This is a genomic window from Candidatus Pantoea deserta (assembly GCF_003813865.1).
Lineage (GTDB): Bacteria > Pseudomonadota > Gammaproteobacteria > Enterobacterales > Enterobacteriaceae > Pantoea > Pantoea deserta.
In genome coordinates this window covers 50,696-67,307 of record NZ_RMVG01000022.1, presented here as the reverse complement: position 1 = coordinate 67,307, position 16,612 = coordinate 50,696, and the positions used below count along the sequence as shown (strand labels likewise).

At 56.5% G+C, this 16,612-nt stretch carries 13 protein-coding genes; 2 read left to right on the top strand and 11 right to left on the bottom strand.

From position 1 onward, the window contains the following. The 5 genes from BBB56_RS20645 to BBB56_RS20625 all read right to left on the bottom strand — a co-directional run. The coding region (locus BBB56_RS20645) for a hypothetical protein (protein WP_123802800.1) at nt 1-234 on the bottom strand (234 nt) is incomplete at its 3' end. 40 nt (nt 235-274) lie between these two features. Continuing rightward, nucleotides 275-622 carry a DUF1493 family protein gene (locus tag BBB56_RS20640; protein WP_123802799.1) on the bottom strand — a complete coding sequence of 116 codons (348 nt, stop codon included), beginning with the start codon at nt 620-622 and terminating at the stop codon, nt 275-277. Then, nucleotides 607-1,056 carry an STM2901 family protein gene (locus tag BBB56_RS20635; protein WP_123802798.1) on the bottom strand — a complete coding sequence of 150 codons (450 nt, stop codon included), beginning with the start codon at nt 1,054-1,056 and terminating at the stop codon, nt 607-609. The genes BBB56_RS20640 and BBB56_RS20635 overlap by 16 nt, the downstream gene beginning before the upstream one ends. Nucleotides 1,057-1,065: 9 nt before the next feature. Then, nucleotides 1,066-1,548, bottom strand: coding sequence for an Hcp family type VI secretion system effector (locus BBB56_RS20630; protein WP_123802797.1), 483 nt, complete (start codon nt 1,546-1,548; stop codon nt 1,066-1,068). Between the two features lie 285 nt (nt 1,549-1,833). Beyond that, nucleotides 1,834-2,016, bottom strand: coding sequence for a hypothetical protein (locus BBB56_RS20625; protein WP_123802796.1), 183 nt, complete (start codon nt 2,014-2,016; stop codon nt 1,834-1,836). A gap of 213 nt (nt 2,017-2,229) precedes the next feature. On the opposite strand from BBB56_RS20625, the gene BBB56_RS20620 reads away from it, so the two are divergent. Then, nucleotides 2,230-3,879: a methyl-accepting chemotaxis protein gene (locus BBB56_RS20620; protein ID WP_123802795.1), complete on the top strand. Its 1,650-nt coding sequence runs from the start codon at nt 2,230-2,232 to the stop codon at nt 3,877-3,879. Between the two features lie 148 nt (nt 3,880-4,027). Here BBB56_RS20620 and BBB56_RS20615 read toward each other — a convergent pair whose 3' ends face one another. Genes BBB56_RS20615 through BBB56_RS20590 form a run of 6 tightly spaced genes read right to left on the bottom strand, consistent with a single transcriptional unit; the run spans nt 4,028 to nt 15,027 of the window. Continuing rightward, nucleotides 4,028-6,226: a glycoside hydrolase family 2 protein gene (locus tag BBB56_RS20615; RefSeq protein WP_123802794.1), complete on the bottom strand. Its 2,199-nt coding sequence runs from the start codon at nt 6,224-6,226 to the stop codon at nt 4,028-4,030. After that, complete coding sequence (locus tag BBB56_RS20610; RefSeq protein WP_123802793.1) at nt 6,223-8,913, bottom strand: hybrid sensor histidine kinase/response regulator; 2,691 nt, start codon at nt 8,911-8,913, stop codon at nt 6,223-6,225. Before BBB56_RS20610 ends, BBB56_RS20615 begins: the two co-directional genes overlap by 4 nt. Before the next feature lie 9 nt (nt 8,914-8,922). Beyond that, complete coding sequence (locus BBB56_RS20605) at nt 8,923-10,326, bottom strand: DUF3131 domain-containing protein (RefSeq protein ID WP_123802792.1); 1,404 nt, start codon at nt 10,324-10,326, stop codon at nt 8,923-8,925. Continuing rightward, on the bottom strand, nt 10,311-11,861 hold the full coding sequence (locus BBB56_RS20600) for a DUF3131 domain-containing protein (RefSeq protein WP_123802791.1): 1,551 nt from the start codon (nt 11,859-11,861) through the stop codon (nt 10,311-10,313). Before BBB56_RS20600 ends, BBB56_RS20605 begins: the two co-directional genes overlap by 16 nt. Next, nucleotides 11,858-13,216, bottom strand: coding sequence for a DUF3131 domain-containing protein (locus BBB56_RS20595; protein WP_123802790.1), 1,359 nt, complete (start codon nt 13,214-13,216; stop codon nt 11,858-11,860). Before BBB56_RS20595 ends, BBB56_RS20600 begins: the two co-directional genes overlap by 4 nt. Beyond that, a complete protein-coding gene (locus BBB56_RS20590) occupies nt 13,213-15,027 on the bottom strand; it encodes a glycosyltransferase (protein WP_123802789.1) in 1,815 nt (604 codons plus the stop codon). The genes BBB56_RS20595 and BBB56_RS20590 overlap by 4 nt, the downstream gene beginning before the upstream one ends. 322 nt (nt 15,028-15,349) lie before the next feature. Here BBB56_RS20590 and opgC point away from each other — a divergent pair, with 322 nt between their 5' ends. Further along, nucleotides 15,350-16,564 carry an OpgC domain-containing protein gene (opgC, locus tag BBB56_RS20585; RefSeq protein WP_123802788.1) on the top strand — a complete coding sequence of 405 codons (1,215 nt, stop codon included), beginning with the start codon at nt 15,350-15,352 and terminating at the stop codon, nt 16,562-16,564. Nucleotides 16,565-16,612 lie beyond the last annotated feature (48 nt).

The window sequence follows — 16,612 nt, the reverse complement described above, 5'->3', positions numbered from 1 at the left end:
ATGGCTGACACATGTTCCACAAACTTTCCGTCCAATTTTGGCAATTTTCTCCCTTGCTTCTTGTTCTGTGGCACATGAGAAACGGTTTCCCTTATTTTCTGATTTATTCATCTTTTTACATATTGATTTTGAAACTGAGTTACATTTATATTTAGGATCATTTGGTAGCATATCTCCTTCAAAGAGGTGAAGCTCTCCGGAATCTTTATCTTCTTTTAGTGTGTAAGCTTTCATATATGTGTCCTATTTTATAAAATAAAATATTATGATTTTATCAGTCATAAAGCCATTTTCCAGCTTCCGCTGATTCTGCAAACATTTTGACGGTTAAAGGCTTACGAGTTCTTTCTACATCCTCCCGTTTTACTTTAAACCATCGTGTTAGCAACGGAGTATTCTCCCAAGGAAAATAACATGACCATTTAACACTGGAAAGATCAACATTAAATTTTTTTTCAAATTTATCCAAGGCTTCATGTAGATCGTCACCGGGAGCATCAAATAAGTCATAATCGAGTTCCAACGGGATTTCTTTCCAGTTTTTATCTAAGCAGGTTGAAATCTCCTCTTTAAAAAAGTCTAAGACTTGATCTTGAATATTATTCATTAGAAGGATGTCCATTGTATACGGTCTTTTGGACGGGCTATCAGGTTGTATTTTTCCTGAGTTTTCCTTGATACTTGATAAATTGAGTTTACAAGGCCTATCCAACCTAACCAAGGAACATAACGGGCTATAACCGCAGCAAGATTATTTGTTTTTCTCATTCTTACACCAACTGGTGTAGGAACCCTAATGCCAAATGGAGTTTTTGCGTTTCGCAGAAGCATCCTTCCATATTTAGAAACGACACTTGTTCCTTTAATTGCCTCTCCTGGTTTTGTTCTGGTTTTTAGCCAAGGTTGACCAGCAAGAATCGCGGCACCTGATTCAATACCAATGCCAAGCTCGTCACAAAATTGTTCAAGAAAAATGACATCAAAAAGTTCACCAGCCGAAAGATTCGATTGACCGTGATAGAAGTAGGTTCCGTTTAGTTCTTCTGTGGTATCCATTCGATCACCTTATGCTGTTTGTCGCTCATTCCAGGCATCGGTGAAAATTATATTTCCGTCACAATGCTTCCAGGTGATCTTCTCATACCTTAGCTCAACAGATTCAAGGTGATTGTTGTTCTTGTCTTCTGGGGAGGCCATAGTAGGAGATATTGATACGATTCGAACTCCTTCAAGGAGCATATTGAAGTATTCCACTTCTTGACCAGCATTGCTGATTTTATACCATTTGATTTCAGCAGATTTCAGGTTCTGACCAGTAGCTACTGCTTTGTAGAGGTATGGGCTGGAATAGTCGAATTCTTTAACGATGATCATTGGTGAGTGCTGACGAGTGCCGGTAGGCTTGCCAGTGGCATTATCAGTGGGAATGGAGAGATTATGGTGAAATCCTTTAAACTCTATACTGAACTCCCTGTCTGCAACATCACAACCGCCTTTGATTAGTGCTCCACCATCGTCATAGAGCCACATATTACCCGGAATAGCCATGTTCTTTTTCCTTATGTCGTTGTAAATCCCTGTAAATAGTGTATCTATTGAATGGAGGTGAGTAAATAACCAATGTGTGGTTTTTTTGTTGCTTATAGAGTTAGTTATCTGCTTCTATCAGAACACACCCAGAATTACCCAAAAAGTATCCCATCAGTAAACCTGAACATAATTGGCAATCGCTTTCTTCCTAAATTCCAACAGCTTAATTATTGAAGAATGGTACTGGGGCATTACACATTTGCTCTACCGGCGGATATTTTGAAAGGGGCTGAAGCCATTAATTCAGCTTAAGCAATCAATTATGTTCATAACGTGGTTTTTTACATCGCTGCCCCTCAACCCCGTCGCGGCGGACTGCTGTTTTGAAACCGGAGCAAGAACCTGTTTTTCCGCGCTGGTGAGTTTATCCAGAATGTCGCTCAGCTTTAGCCCGGAACCGATGCCTAATGTAGAAACACCTGCCATATCCCTTCCTTTTGGTATAGTCGTTGATACCCGTTATCGGCACGCTTACGTTAACCTTAAATAAAATTATTAAAATCCTTACATAATCCTTACAGAATGCGTAGGCCGGGGAGTGGAATAAAATTAATCAAAGCTGGCCGGCTGCCGATGATAGGGAAGGCTAACCCTCCCTGAGTGCATAAGGGCAGGGATGCCTATCTTATGGAGAACAGGATGAACATCACCCAACGCCTGCTGCTGGCATTTTCGCTGCTTTTCGGCGCAATTATTTTACAGGCCATACTGGCTATCTCGCTGCTGTCCGGTTTTCAGGATCGCTTTGAGTACGTACAGGCCAACGCGATTCCCTCGATCAAAGATCTGGGAAAAATGATTGATGAAAGTAATCAGCTGGCTCTGACGCTCTATAAGCATCAGAGCCAGACCGAAGACGCAAAGTTTGCCGATGTCGAAAAAGCGATCGCCGCAGGGCTGACGCAGATCAAATCGCAGATCGATTACTACATGGCCAACGACATCTCCAGCGATGAAGACAAGCGGTTGACTAATGTGGCCTATCAGAACCTACAGACGATTAACGAGAGGCTGCCGGTGTTCCTGGCGGCTTCGCATGCGCATCAGGACACGCTGACGCTGAGCTTGATTGAAGGCAATGACGGCATAGGCGCCGCCATTCGCCAGCTGATCGCCGACTATCAGAAACAGCTGACGCTGAATATCGACATCAGCAACCAGCTGCGCGATACCAACCGCAGCCTGTTCCAGACCGTGCTCTGGGCGACCATTGGCGGCGTGGTGCTTACTGTGCTGCTGTTTGGCGCCTTCTCTACGCTGACTATTCTGCGTATTCGTCGCAGTCTGACGGCGGTGGGCGATGTCATGGCCAGAGCCAGCGAAAATCTCGACCTGACGCTAAGCGCAGATGAGAGTCGCCGCGATGAGATTGGCAATATGGCGCGCGCCTTTAACCTGTTGATGCAGCGGGTCGCCACCGCGCTGGCGTCGGTCAGTCAGGCCTCGCTGTCGGTGAGTAGCGCCTCGGTGCAGATTTCTGCCGGCAACGAGGATCTCTCCTCGCGGACCGAACAGCAGGCGGCCTCGCTGGAGCAGACGGCGGCCAGCATGACCGAACTGAGCGAAACCGTGCGTCAGACCGCGGATAACACGCGTCAGGCGAGCCAGCTGGCCGCCAATGCCAGCAGTCTTTCTGAAAAGAGCGGTGAATCGCTGACCACTATGCTGGCGACGATGGACAATATTCGCGGCAGTTCGCGCAAGGTCAATGACATTGTGTCGCTGATTGAAGGCATAGCGTTCCAGACCAATATTCTGGCGCTGAATGCGGCGGTAGAAGCGGCGCGCGCGGGCGAGCACGGCAAAGGTTTTGCGGTGGTTGCCGGTGAGGTAAGAAATCTTTCGCAGCGCTCAACCGCCGCAGCCCATGAAATCAAGGCGCTGATCGAAGCCTCGCACCAGCTGACGGAAGCAGGCGCGGCGCAGGCCAGCGACGTCGGCCGTAATATGGACGTGATGAAAGAGGCGATCCGTCAGGTCAGCGATCTGGTGGGTGAGATCGCGGCGGCGGCCGTTGAGCAGAGCCAGGGGATTGCGCAGGTGCATCAGGCCGTTAACCAGATGGACGACGTCACTCAGCAAAACGCCGCGCTGGTTGAGCAAGCCTCGGCGGCGGCGCAGTCGCTGCAAGAGCAGGCGGGGGCGCTGACGGAGCTGGTAGGCAAGTTCCACCTGAGCAGCGATGCGGCGCTGCCGACGGTACGCGCTGCCGCGCCGACGTCGCGCCTGAAGTCGCCTGCGCCGCAGCGAGTTGCCGTAATCAACGACGCGGAGTGGCAGAGTTTCTAAGTCTCAGACCGCGCAAGACAGGCGCGATGTCGCGCCTGATCTCTGCTAAAGCAGGGTGAAATCCGGAATCTCAGCGATTGCGGATTTTTTTTGCGGTTAATTCAGCCCGGCCAGATTATGGCGGTGCGGAGTTGCTTACCGGTCGACCTTAATTGGCGACATCAAAAGTCATCTCATTACGCGCCAGCGGGCGCTTTTTCCCATCCAGAATCGTTGCCGTTACGCGCAACTCGCCGCTTTGTGACGGTGTCACGGGCAGCTCCACCACTTTACTGCCGCTGTCAGGCGCGATATCCACCTGCTTGTCTCCCTGCGCCAGGATGCGATCGCCCTGGCTAATCCGCCAGCGCAGCCAGCTACCGGGATGCGCGGCGGGCAAGTCGTTGATCGTCCAGAGAGTAATTTGTCCGGGTTTACCCGCTTTCCAGTCGAGGCTTTTCGGCTCAATTGAAGGCAGCAGCGGCTGATAGGCGCGCTGCAACGCGTAATAGCCCGCTTTGGGATGGCGCAGATAATCCACCACGCCCCAGTTCACCGATGGCCAGATTTCTACAAACATAAACTGGAACAGGGCCGTCACCGGCTGGAAGCGCTGACGGCGATAGCTCTCGGCGGCAAGGGCGACCAGCTGCGCCTGATAGCGTTGGGTATTGGCGATAAAGGTCTGGATAGTCTCGCCGCGTGAAATCTTTGCGTTCTGAAAGGTCTGGATTGGCTGAAAGTTATGATATTTCCAGCGCGTCCATTTTGGGTCGCCCGGCTGGGTCGTGGCGGGCCACAAATCGCTGCGCGGAATAAAAGTCCGCAGCGTCGCGAGTCGCGGCAGCGCCTGAGCGCCAAACTCCGTAATGGTGGCGGTTTTCGCCGGCTCCAGCAAATTGGCCAGCGAGCCGAAATACCAGCCCGCCCAGTAGTGCTCTTCAACGGCGGAAAAGGGATGCACGATGCGGCTGTTATCTTTCGCGAGGGTATCCGCGACGCGCTGCATCAGATGCCGGTTAAGATCTTTGTTCCAGTCAGGGAAACGCTTGCCCATCCACGGCGAGTTAAAAGGCGGTTCGTTTTGTCCTCCCCACACCACGACAGAGGGAGAGTTGCCAAACTGAGCGACCATCTCCTGCGTCTGTCTGGCGGCATTCTCTGCAAAGGCAGGGGTATCGTTATAGCCCCACTGGAGCGGCACATCCTGCCAGATCAGCAGCCCGCGCTCATCGGCCGCCTGATAAAGCGCGCGACCCGCCACATGGCCATGTACGCGGATGGCGTTGGCATTCATCTTCTCCACCAGATCGAAATCGCGCGCATAGCGCGCCTTGTTCATGGTGCTCAGCCAAGGGGAGCCGATATAGTTGGTGCCGCGAATAAACAGGCGCTGACCGTTAATCAGCCATCCCTGATTATTCGCCTGCTCGACAATCTGACGTAAACCGGTACGGCTGGCGCGCTGGTCAAGAACGCCGTTTTCGTCGCTCAGCCTGACCTGCACCTGATAGAGGCTGGGCTTGCCATACTCTTTCGGCCACCAGAGCCGCGCCGCCGGCATCGGCAGCGTGACGCTAATCCGCTGCGTCTCCTTGCCGGTTGGCTGAAGCGTGACGGGCTGCGTCAGCCGGTAGGACTCACCTGAGAAGTTATCGGGACGCGCGCTCAGATTCAGCGTGGCGGCTTTAGCGGCTGGCGCGCGATACACCAGCTCAACGCGCAGGCGCGGCTGCGTCAGTCCCTGCGACCAGTCAGGCCGGAGGATGACGTTATCAATGGCCACGCTGCGGCTGAGACGGAGTCTGACCGGCGACCAGATGCCGCCGGAGTTTGCGTCCTGCCCCTGCGGCGACCAGGCGCCTCCCGGTCGCGCGTCATGCTGATTGAGAATGCCTTTTATCAGATTCTTACGCAGCGGCCAGTTTTTCTGCGGATCCTCAAACGGACTATCGACGCGCACCGCCAGCCGGTTATAGCGCGTCAGATGCTCTGTCACATCAACGGCAAAGCGCTGGAAATAGCCCTCATGCCGCGCCAGATTCTGGCCGTTGAACCAGACGTCGGCAAAGTAATCCACGCCGTCGAACTCCAGCGTCGCCAGCCGATCGGCAGTTTGTCTGGGCAAGGAAAATTCAGTGCGGTACCAGAGCGCGCCCTGGTGATCCCAACCGGCGCTGTACCAGTTAGCCGGCACGCGCAGCTTTCGCCAGTCAGCGTCACTGCCGCGCCAGCCGATAAAGTCGGCGTCATTAGCGTCATGGGCGCGCCACTCTCCCGCCAGCGACCAGCTCTGCGGCGGCGGCAGGGGCGCGGCAAACAGCGGCGCGCAAAACAGCACGCTCAGCGACAGGGCGTAACGCATCATTGCCTCTCCTGTAGTTGGCGAAGTTGAACGAAAAGCGCACCTGATTGCCGCTCCAGTTCAGTCGTCAGGGCCGCGCTCTCCAGCGGCGACGTTTCACGCGCCGCGTCTTCCAGCGACTGTAGAAAACGGGTGAAGGCGTCGAAGCCGAAGGTTGAGGCTTCGCCGCGCAGCTTATGCGCCAGACGACGCAGACGCGTTCTGTCCTGGTCGGCGATGGCGCTTTTTAACTGCGCCAGCAGCTCCGGTAGACCAGCCGCAAAAAGCGCCAGCAGCTCGTCCAGCAGCGCGTCATCCAGGCCGAGCCGCGCGGCCAGCGTCTGGCGATCGGGCTGGGCGTCCGGCGCAGCAGGTTGCGCAGGCTGCAGAAGGGTGATCACGCGCAGGATCTCATCGTTAAGCGATTCGAGACTCACCGGCTTCGCCAGATAGCCGTCAAAACCGTGTTGCAGGCAAAACTCTTTATCGCCTTTCATGGCATGCGCGGTCATGGCGATAATGCGTTGACGCGGGCGACCGGGACGGGCGGCTTCCTGTTCGCGGATCAGCCGCGTCGCCTGTTCGCCATCCAGCTCAGGCATTTGCAGATCCATCAGAATCAGATCCCACTTCTCCTTATCCAGCTGTTGCAGGGCCTCAAGACCGTTGCCAACGATCGCGAACTGGTGGCCCAGCCGGGTAAGAAAATGCGCCGCCAGTTTTTGGTTCACCAGATTGTCTTCGGCCAGCAGGATACGCAGAGGCTGCTCTGCGCAGGTAATCGCCTCAGGCGGCCGCGCGGCAGGGACAGCCGCGGGCTGCAGCGCCAGTGCCTGCTTAATGATGTCGTACAGCTCGCGCTGGTCGACCGGTTTGCCCAGGAAATAATTCACCCCGATACGAGCAAGCTGATCGGCATCCATAAAGCGGCTCATGGAGCTGAGCATCACAATCTGGCTGTTAGCCAGCGCGGGCGTTGATTTGATCTCCTGCGCCAGCGTCATGCCGTCTTTATCCGGCATCTGCGCATCCAGCAGAATCAGCGGAAAACCGGCGCTTCGCTCAAGCAGGGCCATCGCCTCGTCGGCGCTGGCCGCCAGGCTGGGCAGCAGTCCCATGTTGCGCAGCATATCGCTCATAATGTGCCGGTTGGTGGCGTTGTCATCCACCACCAGCACCGGCACGCTGCTAAAGCGCGGCGAGGTTTGCAGCCTCTCGCTGGCGGGCTGCGGCGGCGCAGGCAGCGTAAAGCTAAAGACGCTGCCCTTGCCCGGTTCGCTCTGCACGCGCAGCTCGCCTCCCAGAATTTCGACCAGCCGCGCGGAAATGGTCAGGCCCAGACCGGTCCCGCCATATTTGCGCGTGGTCGAGGTATCGGCCTGGCTAAAAGACTCGAAAATAAGCTGCTGTTTGTCAGCAGGAATGCCGATGCCGGTATCGCGAACCTGAAAGCGCAGGCGGCGCGTCTCTTTATCACGCTGCACCAGAAGCTCGACTTCGCCGGAAGGGGTGAATTTGAGCGCGTTGCTGACCAGATTCGTCAGCACCTGGCGCAGGCGCACGCTGTCTGCCGTGAGGGTATCGGGAACGTCGGGAGCGACATTGACCAGCAGTTCGACATTCTTTTCAGACGCGGCAGGCATTAATGGCCGCATCAGCGCATGCAGAAAAGCGCGCAGCTCAAACTCTTCTTCGTCCAGCTCGATTTTTCCCGCCTCGATTTTGGAATAATCCAGAATATCGTTGATCACCCGTAGCAGCGTGTGCGCCGAATGGTAGACCAGCGTCATATATTCACGCTGTTCAGGCGTCAGCTGCGTATCCAGACAGAGCTGCGTCATGCCCAGAATGCCGTTCATTGGCGTACGAATTTCATGACTCATATTGGCGAGAAAGATGCTTTTCGCTTCGTTCGCCGCGCGCGCCGTGGCCAGCGCCTGTAAGGAGAGCTGCTCCGCCTCTTTACGTTTGGTGATGTCCTGAAGCGTGCCGATAACCCGCGCCGTTTCTCCTTTCACGGTAACGCTGGCGACCTGGCCCGACAGCAGCATCCAGCGGTAATTCCCGTTACGGTGTAACAAACGAATCTCGCTTTCAAACACCGGCAACTGCTGATTGCTGGCGCTGGAGAAGAGCTGTTGTAACGGCTCGCGATCGTCAGGGTGCAGCAGCGTATCAAGAAAGCTGGCGCTGTAGTGCCAGGTCTCGCGCGGATAGCCCAGCATATTGAGCAGCGCATCATTGACCTGTAACAGATCCTTTTGCTGCTGCCAGTCCCAGATGCCGATCTGGGTAGATTCCGCCGCCAGCACAAAGTCGGCGTGCAGCTGGTTGCGCGATTCGTTGATCAGTTCAAAACCCGACATATCGATATGCAGGCTGACGATGCCGCCTTCGGGCGTGCGGTTGTGCTGCACAAATACCTGTCGGTTGGCGATGCGCCGCATTTCGCTGTGATTATCAAGGCGGCAGCGGCTAATCAGGTTATCGGCCATCGCCTGACGATGCTGATGATTCTCGGTCATATAGGCTGACGCGATAAACTCCTCCGCCAGCTGCGTCAGCGTCATACCGAGGCAGATACGGTGCTCGATGCCGGGATAAAAGCGCACCACCTGACGGTTAAAGGCAATCAATCTTTCCTGGCTGTCGTACATCAGTACCGCCGCGCGCAGCGAGTCGAGCGCCGCAGGAAGCTGGCTTTCAGGCATAGCGCCTCCTTAATCTGGATTGCCGCTCAGAGCGGTCTGGTTGACAGGAAAACAGCGCTGCGGCGCGGTGAAGGGGTCCTCCAGCTGGCGACGGAAATAGCTCTGCGCGCTCAGCGAACTGTCACGCAGCAGCGCTCCCCCGTTGGCTTTAAACAGCAGCGCCTCCAGCACCAGCGCGTTAGTTGAAAGGGTGATGGCGCGGTTGTAGTCGCCGGTGGCCTCCACGCGCCCTTCAAACCAGCCGCGCTGCGGATCGTTCTGCCGCTGCGTCATGGCCATCAGCGCATCGGTAAAGGGGGTTTGCCACAGCGCCCAGAGTCCGAAAACGGCGCGCGTCGAGACCTGAGCCAGACGCGGCACCCATTTGCCGTCATCCGCCAGCGTGTTCCAGGCGTAGCCGTTGGCGAAAATAGTGTCGTTAACGTGCCACGGCGGAGCGGAAAGGGTGAAATCGCTGCGGGCGGTGAGAATATTCTTTTGCTGCCAGCGCATCTCCTGCACGCGATACACCGCGCTGGCGCGCTGGCGCTGTAGGTTGACGATGTCGCGATCGGCGCCGGGCAGCGTCCAGGCATACTCCATGCCGCTCAGCACGTAGGGCATGGTGGTGATGGCCGCAGGCGTCCAGGTGGTGCGCGGGTCGCGCGCGTCAATATCCAGCGCCAGACCGTCAATAATGACATGCTGCGCAGGTGGACGCAGCGACTGGTCGTTGGCGAAGCCCCAGAGACCAAATCCCGCTGCGCTGTATTCGCTGTCGCCCAGACGTCCCTCGGCCTGCGGCGTCAGCGTCTGATTGCGCATCTGACCGGCATAGAGCTGTCCTTTCGCATCCACTACCCGACAGAAATCCCAGCGCAGGATCACCCGCTCCAGATATTCGCTGTACTGCGGATGAAACGCCGCTACGATGCGCAGCGCCATCATTAGCCGCGCCATATCTTTTGCCGACCAGCCCAGCACCTGCGGCTTATTGGCGTAGCCCACCATCGTCACGCTGGTGGCGCTGTAGAGCAGGTTGGGCACGCTGGCCGAGGTGAGCGGCAGGCGATTCAGGGTGCCGAGGAGGGTGGTCAGGCGACGATCGAAAACCTCGTCATCTATAAGATCGAGCTGACGCGCCGCCGTCAGGGCAATCAGCGTGTCGCCCATCTGCCACAGGCTGACAACGGGGCGTTTATCGCTGCCGTTAACCAGCCCGGTTTGCGGCTGGGTATTATTTTCAAAGTAGCGCCAGGCTATGGTCGCCCAGCGCCGCTCCTGATCGGAAAGCGCGCCCAGCCGCGCGGTGGTGTGCCAGCCGCCGTTCACCAGCCAGCGCCAGCCTGCGGCCTGATTACGCGCCAGCAAACCGGCGATGAGCGCCAGCGCCAGCAGCAGCGCCAAACCTGTGCGAATTACTGTTTTAGGCATGAGGTCGCCACCGGCGGTAACTTAACGGGCGCCTGACTATCACAGCGCGCGCATTTACAGGCCTGGCACGAAGGCGCGCTGCGCACGGCGGTGCCGCTCTGTTCGCACCAGTTTTTAATGCCTGGCGTTACGTTCAGGAACGGACGATTACGCGGCGTGTTGTTGGGTTCGAAAATATCAACCAGCCGTTTTTCCCACATGGAGGGCGCATAGCTGGGTTTACGCGGATCGTTGCTGTTAAAGCGCAGCAGCTTGCCTTCCTTCTTGAACAGCAGCGCTTCCAGCATGATGCCGTTGTTGTTGGCGGTGAACTCTTTGATCGGCCCGTCGCCGTTTTCATACAGACCTTCGTAGTAGCCTTTGTCTTTTTCATCGGCGTTTTCGATGGTATCGAACAGGCGATCGGTGTAGGGCGAGTTCCACAGCACCCACATGCCGAGCGCGGCCTTCAGCGACACCGCGGCGACATTAGGCACGTACTGGCCTTTGTCGGTAATGGTATTCCAGTTATAGCCATCGCTATAGACGGTGTCGTAAACGAAGTAGGGAGATTTATCGAGCTGGTGTTCCGAACGCGCCGTGAGCGTTCCGGTAATCATGTAGCGGTTTTCCTGCGCCTGATACACGCGGTCGGCGAAGTTTTTCATCCACGGGTGGCTGAAATCGCCTGAGTCATTATCACGGTCATCGGCGTTATCCCAGCCCATCTCCAGCCCGTGCAGCAGATAGGATTCGGTAACGACATAGTTATGCTGGCTGGTCATGCGCGGGTCGCGCGAGTCGTACGGCACCAGCACGCAGTAAATATCCGCCAGCGCATAAGGCTCCGGGCGGCTTGCCTGACAGGTGGTAAACCCCCACAGCTGATAGCCCGCCGCGGCATACTCTTCATAACCCAGACGCCCTTCCTGAACATACTGAGGCTGCTTTTTGCCGTCGAGATAAGCGCCGTGCAGCGTACCGCAGTCGTCCACGACGTGGGTAAAGTCCCAGCCCAGCACCACGTTATCAATGCTGTTGCCGTACTCCGGGTAGCGCTCTTTCAGGATCTTCAGCCAGAGCAGCATGCGGCCAATATCTATGGCGGAGAAGCCAATCTCGCCGGGCTTATTCAGGTAGTCCACCTTCTGGCCGGTAATGGTGTTGTAGGCCTTATTGGGCACCTGATTCTGAAACAGCACCAGCTTGTTGAGCGTCGCCAGGAACTGCAACAGGCGTCGATCAAACTCCGCCTTATCGATAATGCCCAGCTCGCGCGCCGCCGTCAGGGCCGCCAGATAGGAGGCGCTGTCCCACATGGTGGTGGAAGGATATTTATTAACCGCATTCACCAGTCCGGTGCTGGGCTGGTAGTTAGCGACAAAATAGGACCAGGCGTTTCTCGCCACCGCCATTTCGCGCTCGGTCAGTTCGCCGTGACGCACCTTATAGTCTGACGCGGGCAGGCTAATCGCCGCCTGAAGCGCGGGCGACAGAAGCACCAGCGTAGCCAGCAGGGCAGCGAAGCCAGACTGGCGAAGCCATAAAAATCTCATTTCGATGTTACTCCTTGTTGCTGCGGCGGCTTAGCGGGTAAAGGGGTGGCGAGACAGCCCAGACAGAGCAGCTGTCCGTGGGCGATATAGGAGAGACTCTCCAGCACCATCGCATTGGTATCGGCGTCAATGTCCGCGTTCACGGAACCGTCGGCGTTAAAACCCGCTTTCCAGCCCTTTCCAGGCTCGATCATCGGCAGCATCTCCCGGCGCAGCGCCTCGCTCCAGCGGTTGCGGAACAGGGCGTACCAGGCGAAGGCGGAACGGGTCGAGGTCAGCGCGCGGCTGGCGAGCGTGCCGCTGGCGTCGTCATTGAGGTTCTGTATGGGCAGCGGCTGACTGCCTGGCAGCGCGCCGACGAAATCAGGCGTCTGCTCGGCGTAGTCGCTGTTGATCTGGCCTGCGCCGGCGGGGGTGCCGGTGCGATTCTGCACGATCTGCATGATGCGCCAGGTGATTTCACCGCTGCGCGCGTCAAATCCCTGCTCCAGCCCGGTCAGCAGATAGGGCATGCTAATCAGGGACGGTTGTTTGCCCCAGGGCGTACGCAGCCCTTCGTCAGGCACCGCGTGTCCGTCGATTTCCACCAGCTTCAGGCCATCCGGCGGCTGACTGACGGCCAGACCGGCTGCGGCATTGATCAGCCGCAGCACGCTGCCCGCATAGAGACGATAGCCGTAGGTGCCGCGCGGATCGTCGGAGCGAATCACCCAGCGGTTAACCGGCAGGCTGGCCCCCTGCGGCCCGCTGCTTTGCAGCAGAGCGTCAAGCTGCCAGCGCGACAGCAGCCGGCTGACCGCCGCGGCATGCTGGGGATAGCGCCACAGCAATATCTGCAAGGGCATCAGCAAACGCCCCATATCAATGGCCGAACCGGCGTTCTGACTCGCAGAAGGCAGCGGCTCCAGCAGTTCCGCCTGATAAAAAGCCGCGGGCAGACCGTCAGGCTTCAGCGGCAGCGTGCCAAGCGCATCCAGGGCGGAGGCGATGCGATCGTCAAACTCCGCATCGGAGATGATGGCGAGCTGTTTCGCTGCGATAGCCGCCAGCAGATAGCTGCCGGTGCTCCACAGGCTAAACCAGGGCTTGTTCGCCTCGGCGTTCACCAGTCCGTTCGCCTGCGTGTTATTGACGAAGTATTGCCAGGCGATCCGCGCCCAGACGGCTTCATCAAAGGTGAGGTCGCGCTGCTGCGGCAGCGGCGGAAAGGATTTGCTGAGCACAATGCCGTCGGTGGTTTCCACCCGCGTCGGCATCTGCCGCTCGACCCACAGCACAATGGCGAAGCCAATCAAAAAGCCAATCAAAATGGTGAGATAGCTGCGCGCGCTGTAAATGCCCGATTTCAGGCTCATTCCGCCTCCTGCGTGGCGGGCGGCGTCCACATCGCCGCCATAATCATAGGCATCATGGCGGCGATATTGACCGCGCCCCAGAAGATGTTGATGACATAGCCTGAGGGGTCGTCAACGTTGCCGCGCGCCACCTGGATACCGCCCCAAATCAGACCGAGGAGCGTCAAGGCCACAATGGCCAGCTGCGGCTTCACCAGATAGAGAAAACGTCCCGACTGGCGCTCTTTCGGCGTAACGTGAAATTTCACTTTTTCGCCACGCAGCACGGTATTCAGCGCGCGCAGGTTAACGGAAAAAAAGGCCAGATAGGATGAACGCCCGTCCCAGGCGGAAATCCCCCAGGTGCCGAACATAAACGCCAGCTCTGACACAATAAAGAAGGGTAAAAAGTGCAGATAAAAGGGCGTTGAGTAGGCTGAAACCGGCGGAATTCCGGTAAACAGATAAATCAGCGGCGAAATCAGGAAAACCGTGTTCCAGATACAGGCAAGGTAGGACCAGAAGGTGGTGCCGTACATCAGCGTCTGGCCCAGGCTAAGGGAAAAGCGGCGACGGCTAAAAATTTTGTCATGAAACAGAATGTCCAGCGAGCCAGCCGCGTATTTAAAACGCTGGATCATCCAGGTAAGCAGGTCCTGCGGCGACAGCATTTTTGATTCGATACCGGGATGCATCACCGAGCGCCAGCGCCGTCCGCTGTCGCCGTGCAGCACGATAGAGGTGTAAATATCCTCGGAAACGTGGAACTTATAGGGCGTCAGCTCGGTATCCGCAATCACATGCGGACGCATGGCCCGGCTCAGCGTGGCGCGCATCTCTTCGTCCCGTATATCGCGCGTGTGACGCGAAATTTCCTCTTCCACGCTGAAAACGTAGCTGCGCAGCGCGGCCTGCATCACCGCTTCACGCCGGTGAACCGACGCCGCGCCGCAGCAAAAGGCGGCGTTGGCCCAGTTGCGACGGCGCAGGATCACGTCATAGAACATGCGCGGATCGTTGAAGAAGGGGTCGCTGCCCACGGTTAAACGGCCAAAGATCCCCTCGATGACCCGGCCTGACAGATAGCCAGGCAGACCCATGCGGCGACGCAGCCAGTCAGAAAAGCGCTCCCCTTCGGGCAGGTCGTAAAACCACTGCGGTGTCTGCACCCAGGCGACGTCGGGATCGCGGAAATAGCCTAGCGTATGCGCCAGCAGGGTAGGAAAGACGCGCGTGTCGGCATCGCAGATCACCATAAAATCACCGTCGGTCTGCTCCATGCCGTTGCGGATATTGCCCGCTTTAAAGCCGATATTGTTTTCGCGGGTAATATAATTCACTCCCTCCTGCTCGCAGACCGCGCGCATCTCCGGTCGGCGGCCGTCATCCAGAACGTGTATCTCAAGCGTGAGCGGCGTGGGATAGGTCAGCTTCAGCGCATCCCTGATAGAGAGGCGTACCAGTTCCGGATCTTCGGAGTAGGTGGCGATAAAAAGATCGACCTTCGGCGGCCGTACGTCGGTGCGATCCTGCTCTTGCAGGCACTGGTTGATCTCTTCAGGCGGGGAGGGACGCGGCGGGTCCTTGACCTGCCAGATATTGATAGTGAACAGCAGCGTCCCCACCCAGGCGAGGGTCTCCGCCAGCGCCAGCGGAACGGCGTACCAGAGCGCATCCATATTAAGCGACTCCATCCAGCGCCAGCGAATATAGTTGGCGCCGAGAATCAGCCCGGCGACGGCCAGTACCTGCCAGAGCTTCATCACCCAGGTCGGCGTATTCAGCGGTTCAGGCGGGCGGCGATGTTCAAAGCGTGAAAAGTAATAATCCATGGCGTCTCGTGTCGATAGCGGAAGCGTCTGTTGGTTATTTTTTCACCTGATGAATGCGCAAATCATTAGCTTGAAAAATACAATCTGATGATAATTTATTATGTTTGCTGCTGTTTTTATCAGGAGTGTGTGGTCATCATGAAATCTACCCAACCGTCTCCACTATCTGTATAGTATTGCATTACAGTAATTTACAAGCTTTTTAACTATTTTTTCATTTCAGCGTGACTTAAACCGCAACAGAGCTAAACTTCTGCTTACAGTGTATAGATCCACATAATTTAACTATTAAAATTTTATTCATCATACATGGTAATGATTTATGGCAGATTTGGCGTATCAGCCTGAGACGGCAAGCGTCAACTGGCGCGCGTGGCGTTATGCCGTGCCTGGAAGACGCGATTTGCGCATCGATATGCTGCGCGGCATTGCGCTGGTGATGATGGTCGTGGCGCATACCGAGTTGCTTTCACTGGTGAATATCTTTACCTGGGAACGGTTCGGCCTGACCACAGGCGCGGAAGGTTTCGTCATTCTGTCGGGATTTATGCTGGGTATGCTTAACCGCCAGCGCCTGCAAAAAGAGGTGCTGCTGACGGTCGGCTGGACCTTATGGCGACGGGCCGGAAAAATCTATCTGGTCAACCTGGCCATCATCTTTATCATGCTGCTGCTGTCGCGGCTGCCGTTTATCAATACCTTTGAAGTCACCCATTTCGTCGATCGCTATTCCGGCACGATCTGGGCGCTGTTTCCCACCACGCCGCAAATCAAAGAGACCTGGTTTAACATCATTCTCTATCTGCAAATCGGGCCGCATCAGACGCAGATTCTGGGTCTCTATATCTGTCTGCTGCTGATCAGCCCGCTGTTTCTGGCGCTGCTGAAAGCGCGGCGCGTCGGCTGGCTGGTGCTGGCGTCGCTGGCGGGTTACGTCAGCTACCACCTGTGGCCGACGCGTCTCACCGTTGCCGAGTTTGAGTTTGCCTTCCCGCTGTTGGCCTGGCAGTTCATCTATGTGCTGGGCATGTGCTGCGGCTGGTACAAGGATGAACTGATGTCGCTGGCTCGCACGCCAGGGGGCTATATCGTGATGGGAATCATGGTGATTTACGCCCTCGTCATGATGTTTATCGCGCAGAACCATACGAATCCCTTTATGCCCTCGTTCCTGCTGCTGCACGTCATTCCGCCTGCGGATTTCAACTGGTTTTACTACCACCTCGCCAGCAAAAACGCGCTCGGTCCCTGTCGCGTACTGAACGATTTCAGCCTGATGCTGCTGGTGTATCTGCTGCTGACGTTCTGCTGGCGGCCCATCGAACGCGCCCTGGGCTGGTTCCTTATTCCGCTGGGCCAGCACTCGCTTTACACCTTTATCCTGCATGTATTTGTGGTGATGGCGGTCAGCCAGTTCGTGCATTTTGACCTCTGGCATCAGGCGTGGATACGCAACACCTTCATTCATCTCGCGGCGCTGGGCGTGCTGTGGTGGATGGCGAAAAAAGAGATTGGCGGTCGTTTTATTCCTAACTGAGCGAGGAGCGCGACATGGTTCACCCCGGCCTTACGGCCAGAGGCGCAG

What these genes read in the sequence shown, in the direction of transcription:
- BBB56_RS20615 (WP_123802794.1), bottom strand. Translation starts at nt 6,226, where the DNA reads ATGATGCGTTACGCCCTGTCGCTGAGCGTGCTGTTTTGCGCGCCGCTG.
- opgC (WP_123802788.1), top strand. Translation starts at nt 15,350, where the DNA reads ATGGCAGATTTGGCGTATCAGCCTGAGACGGCAAGCGTCAACTGGCGC.
- BBB56_RS20640 (WP_123802799.1), bottom strand. Translation starts at nt 622, where the DNA reads ATGGACATCCTTCTAATGAATAATATTCAAGATCAAGTCTTAGACTTT.
- BBB56_RS20630 (WP_123802797.1), bottom strand. Translation starts at nt 1,548, where the DNA reads ATGGCTATTCCGGGTAATATGTGGCTCTATGACGATGGTGGAGCACTA.
- BBB56_RS20620 (WP_123802795.1), top strand. Translation starts at nt 2,230, where the DNA reads ATGAACATCACCCAACGCCTGCTGCTGGCATTTTCGCTGCTTTTCGGC.
- BBB56_RS20590 (WP_123802789.1), bottom strand. Translation starts at nt 15,027, where the DNA reads ATGGATTATTACTTTTCACGCTTTGAACATCGCCGCCCGCCTGAACCG.
- BBB56_RS20610 (WP_123802793.1), bottom strand. Translation starts at nt 8,913, where the DNA reads ATGCCTGAAAGCCAGCTTCCTGCGGCGCTCGACTCGCTGCGCGCGGCG.
- BBB56_RS20595 (WP_123802790.1), bottom strand. Translation starts at nt 13,216, where the DNA reads ATGAGCCTGAAATCGGGCATTTACAGCGCGCGCAGCTATCTCACCATT.
- BBB56_RS20600 (WP_123802791.1), bottom strand. Translation starts at nt 11,861, where the DNA reads ATGAGATTTTTATGGCTTCGCCAGTCTGGCTTCGCTGCCCTGCTGGCT.
- BBB56_RS20625 (WP_123802796.1), bottom strand. Translation starts at nt 2,016, where the DNA reads ATGGCAGGTGTTTCTACATTAGGCATCGGTTCCGGGCTAAAGCTGAGC.
- BBB56_RS20605 (WP_123802792.1), bottom strand. Translation starts at nt 10,326, where the DNA reads ATGCCTAAAACAGTAATTCGCACAGGTTTGGCGCTGCTGCTGGCGCTG.
- BBB56_RS20635 (WP_123802798.1), bottom strand. Translation starts at nt 1,056, where the DNA reads ATGGATACCACAGAAGAACTAAACGGAACCTACTTCTATCACGGTCAA.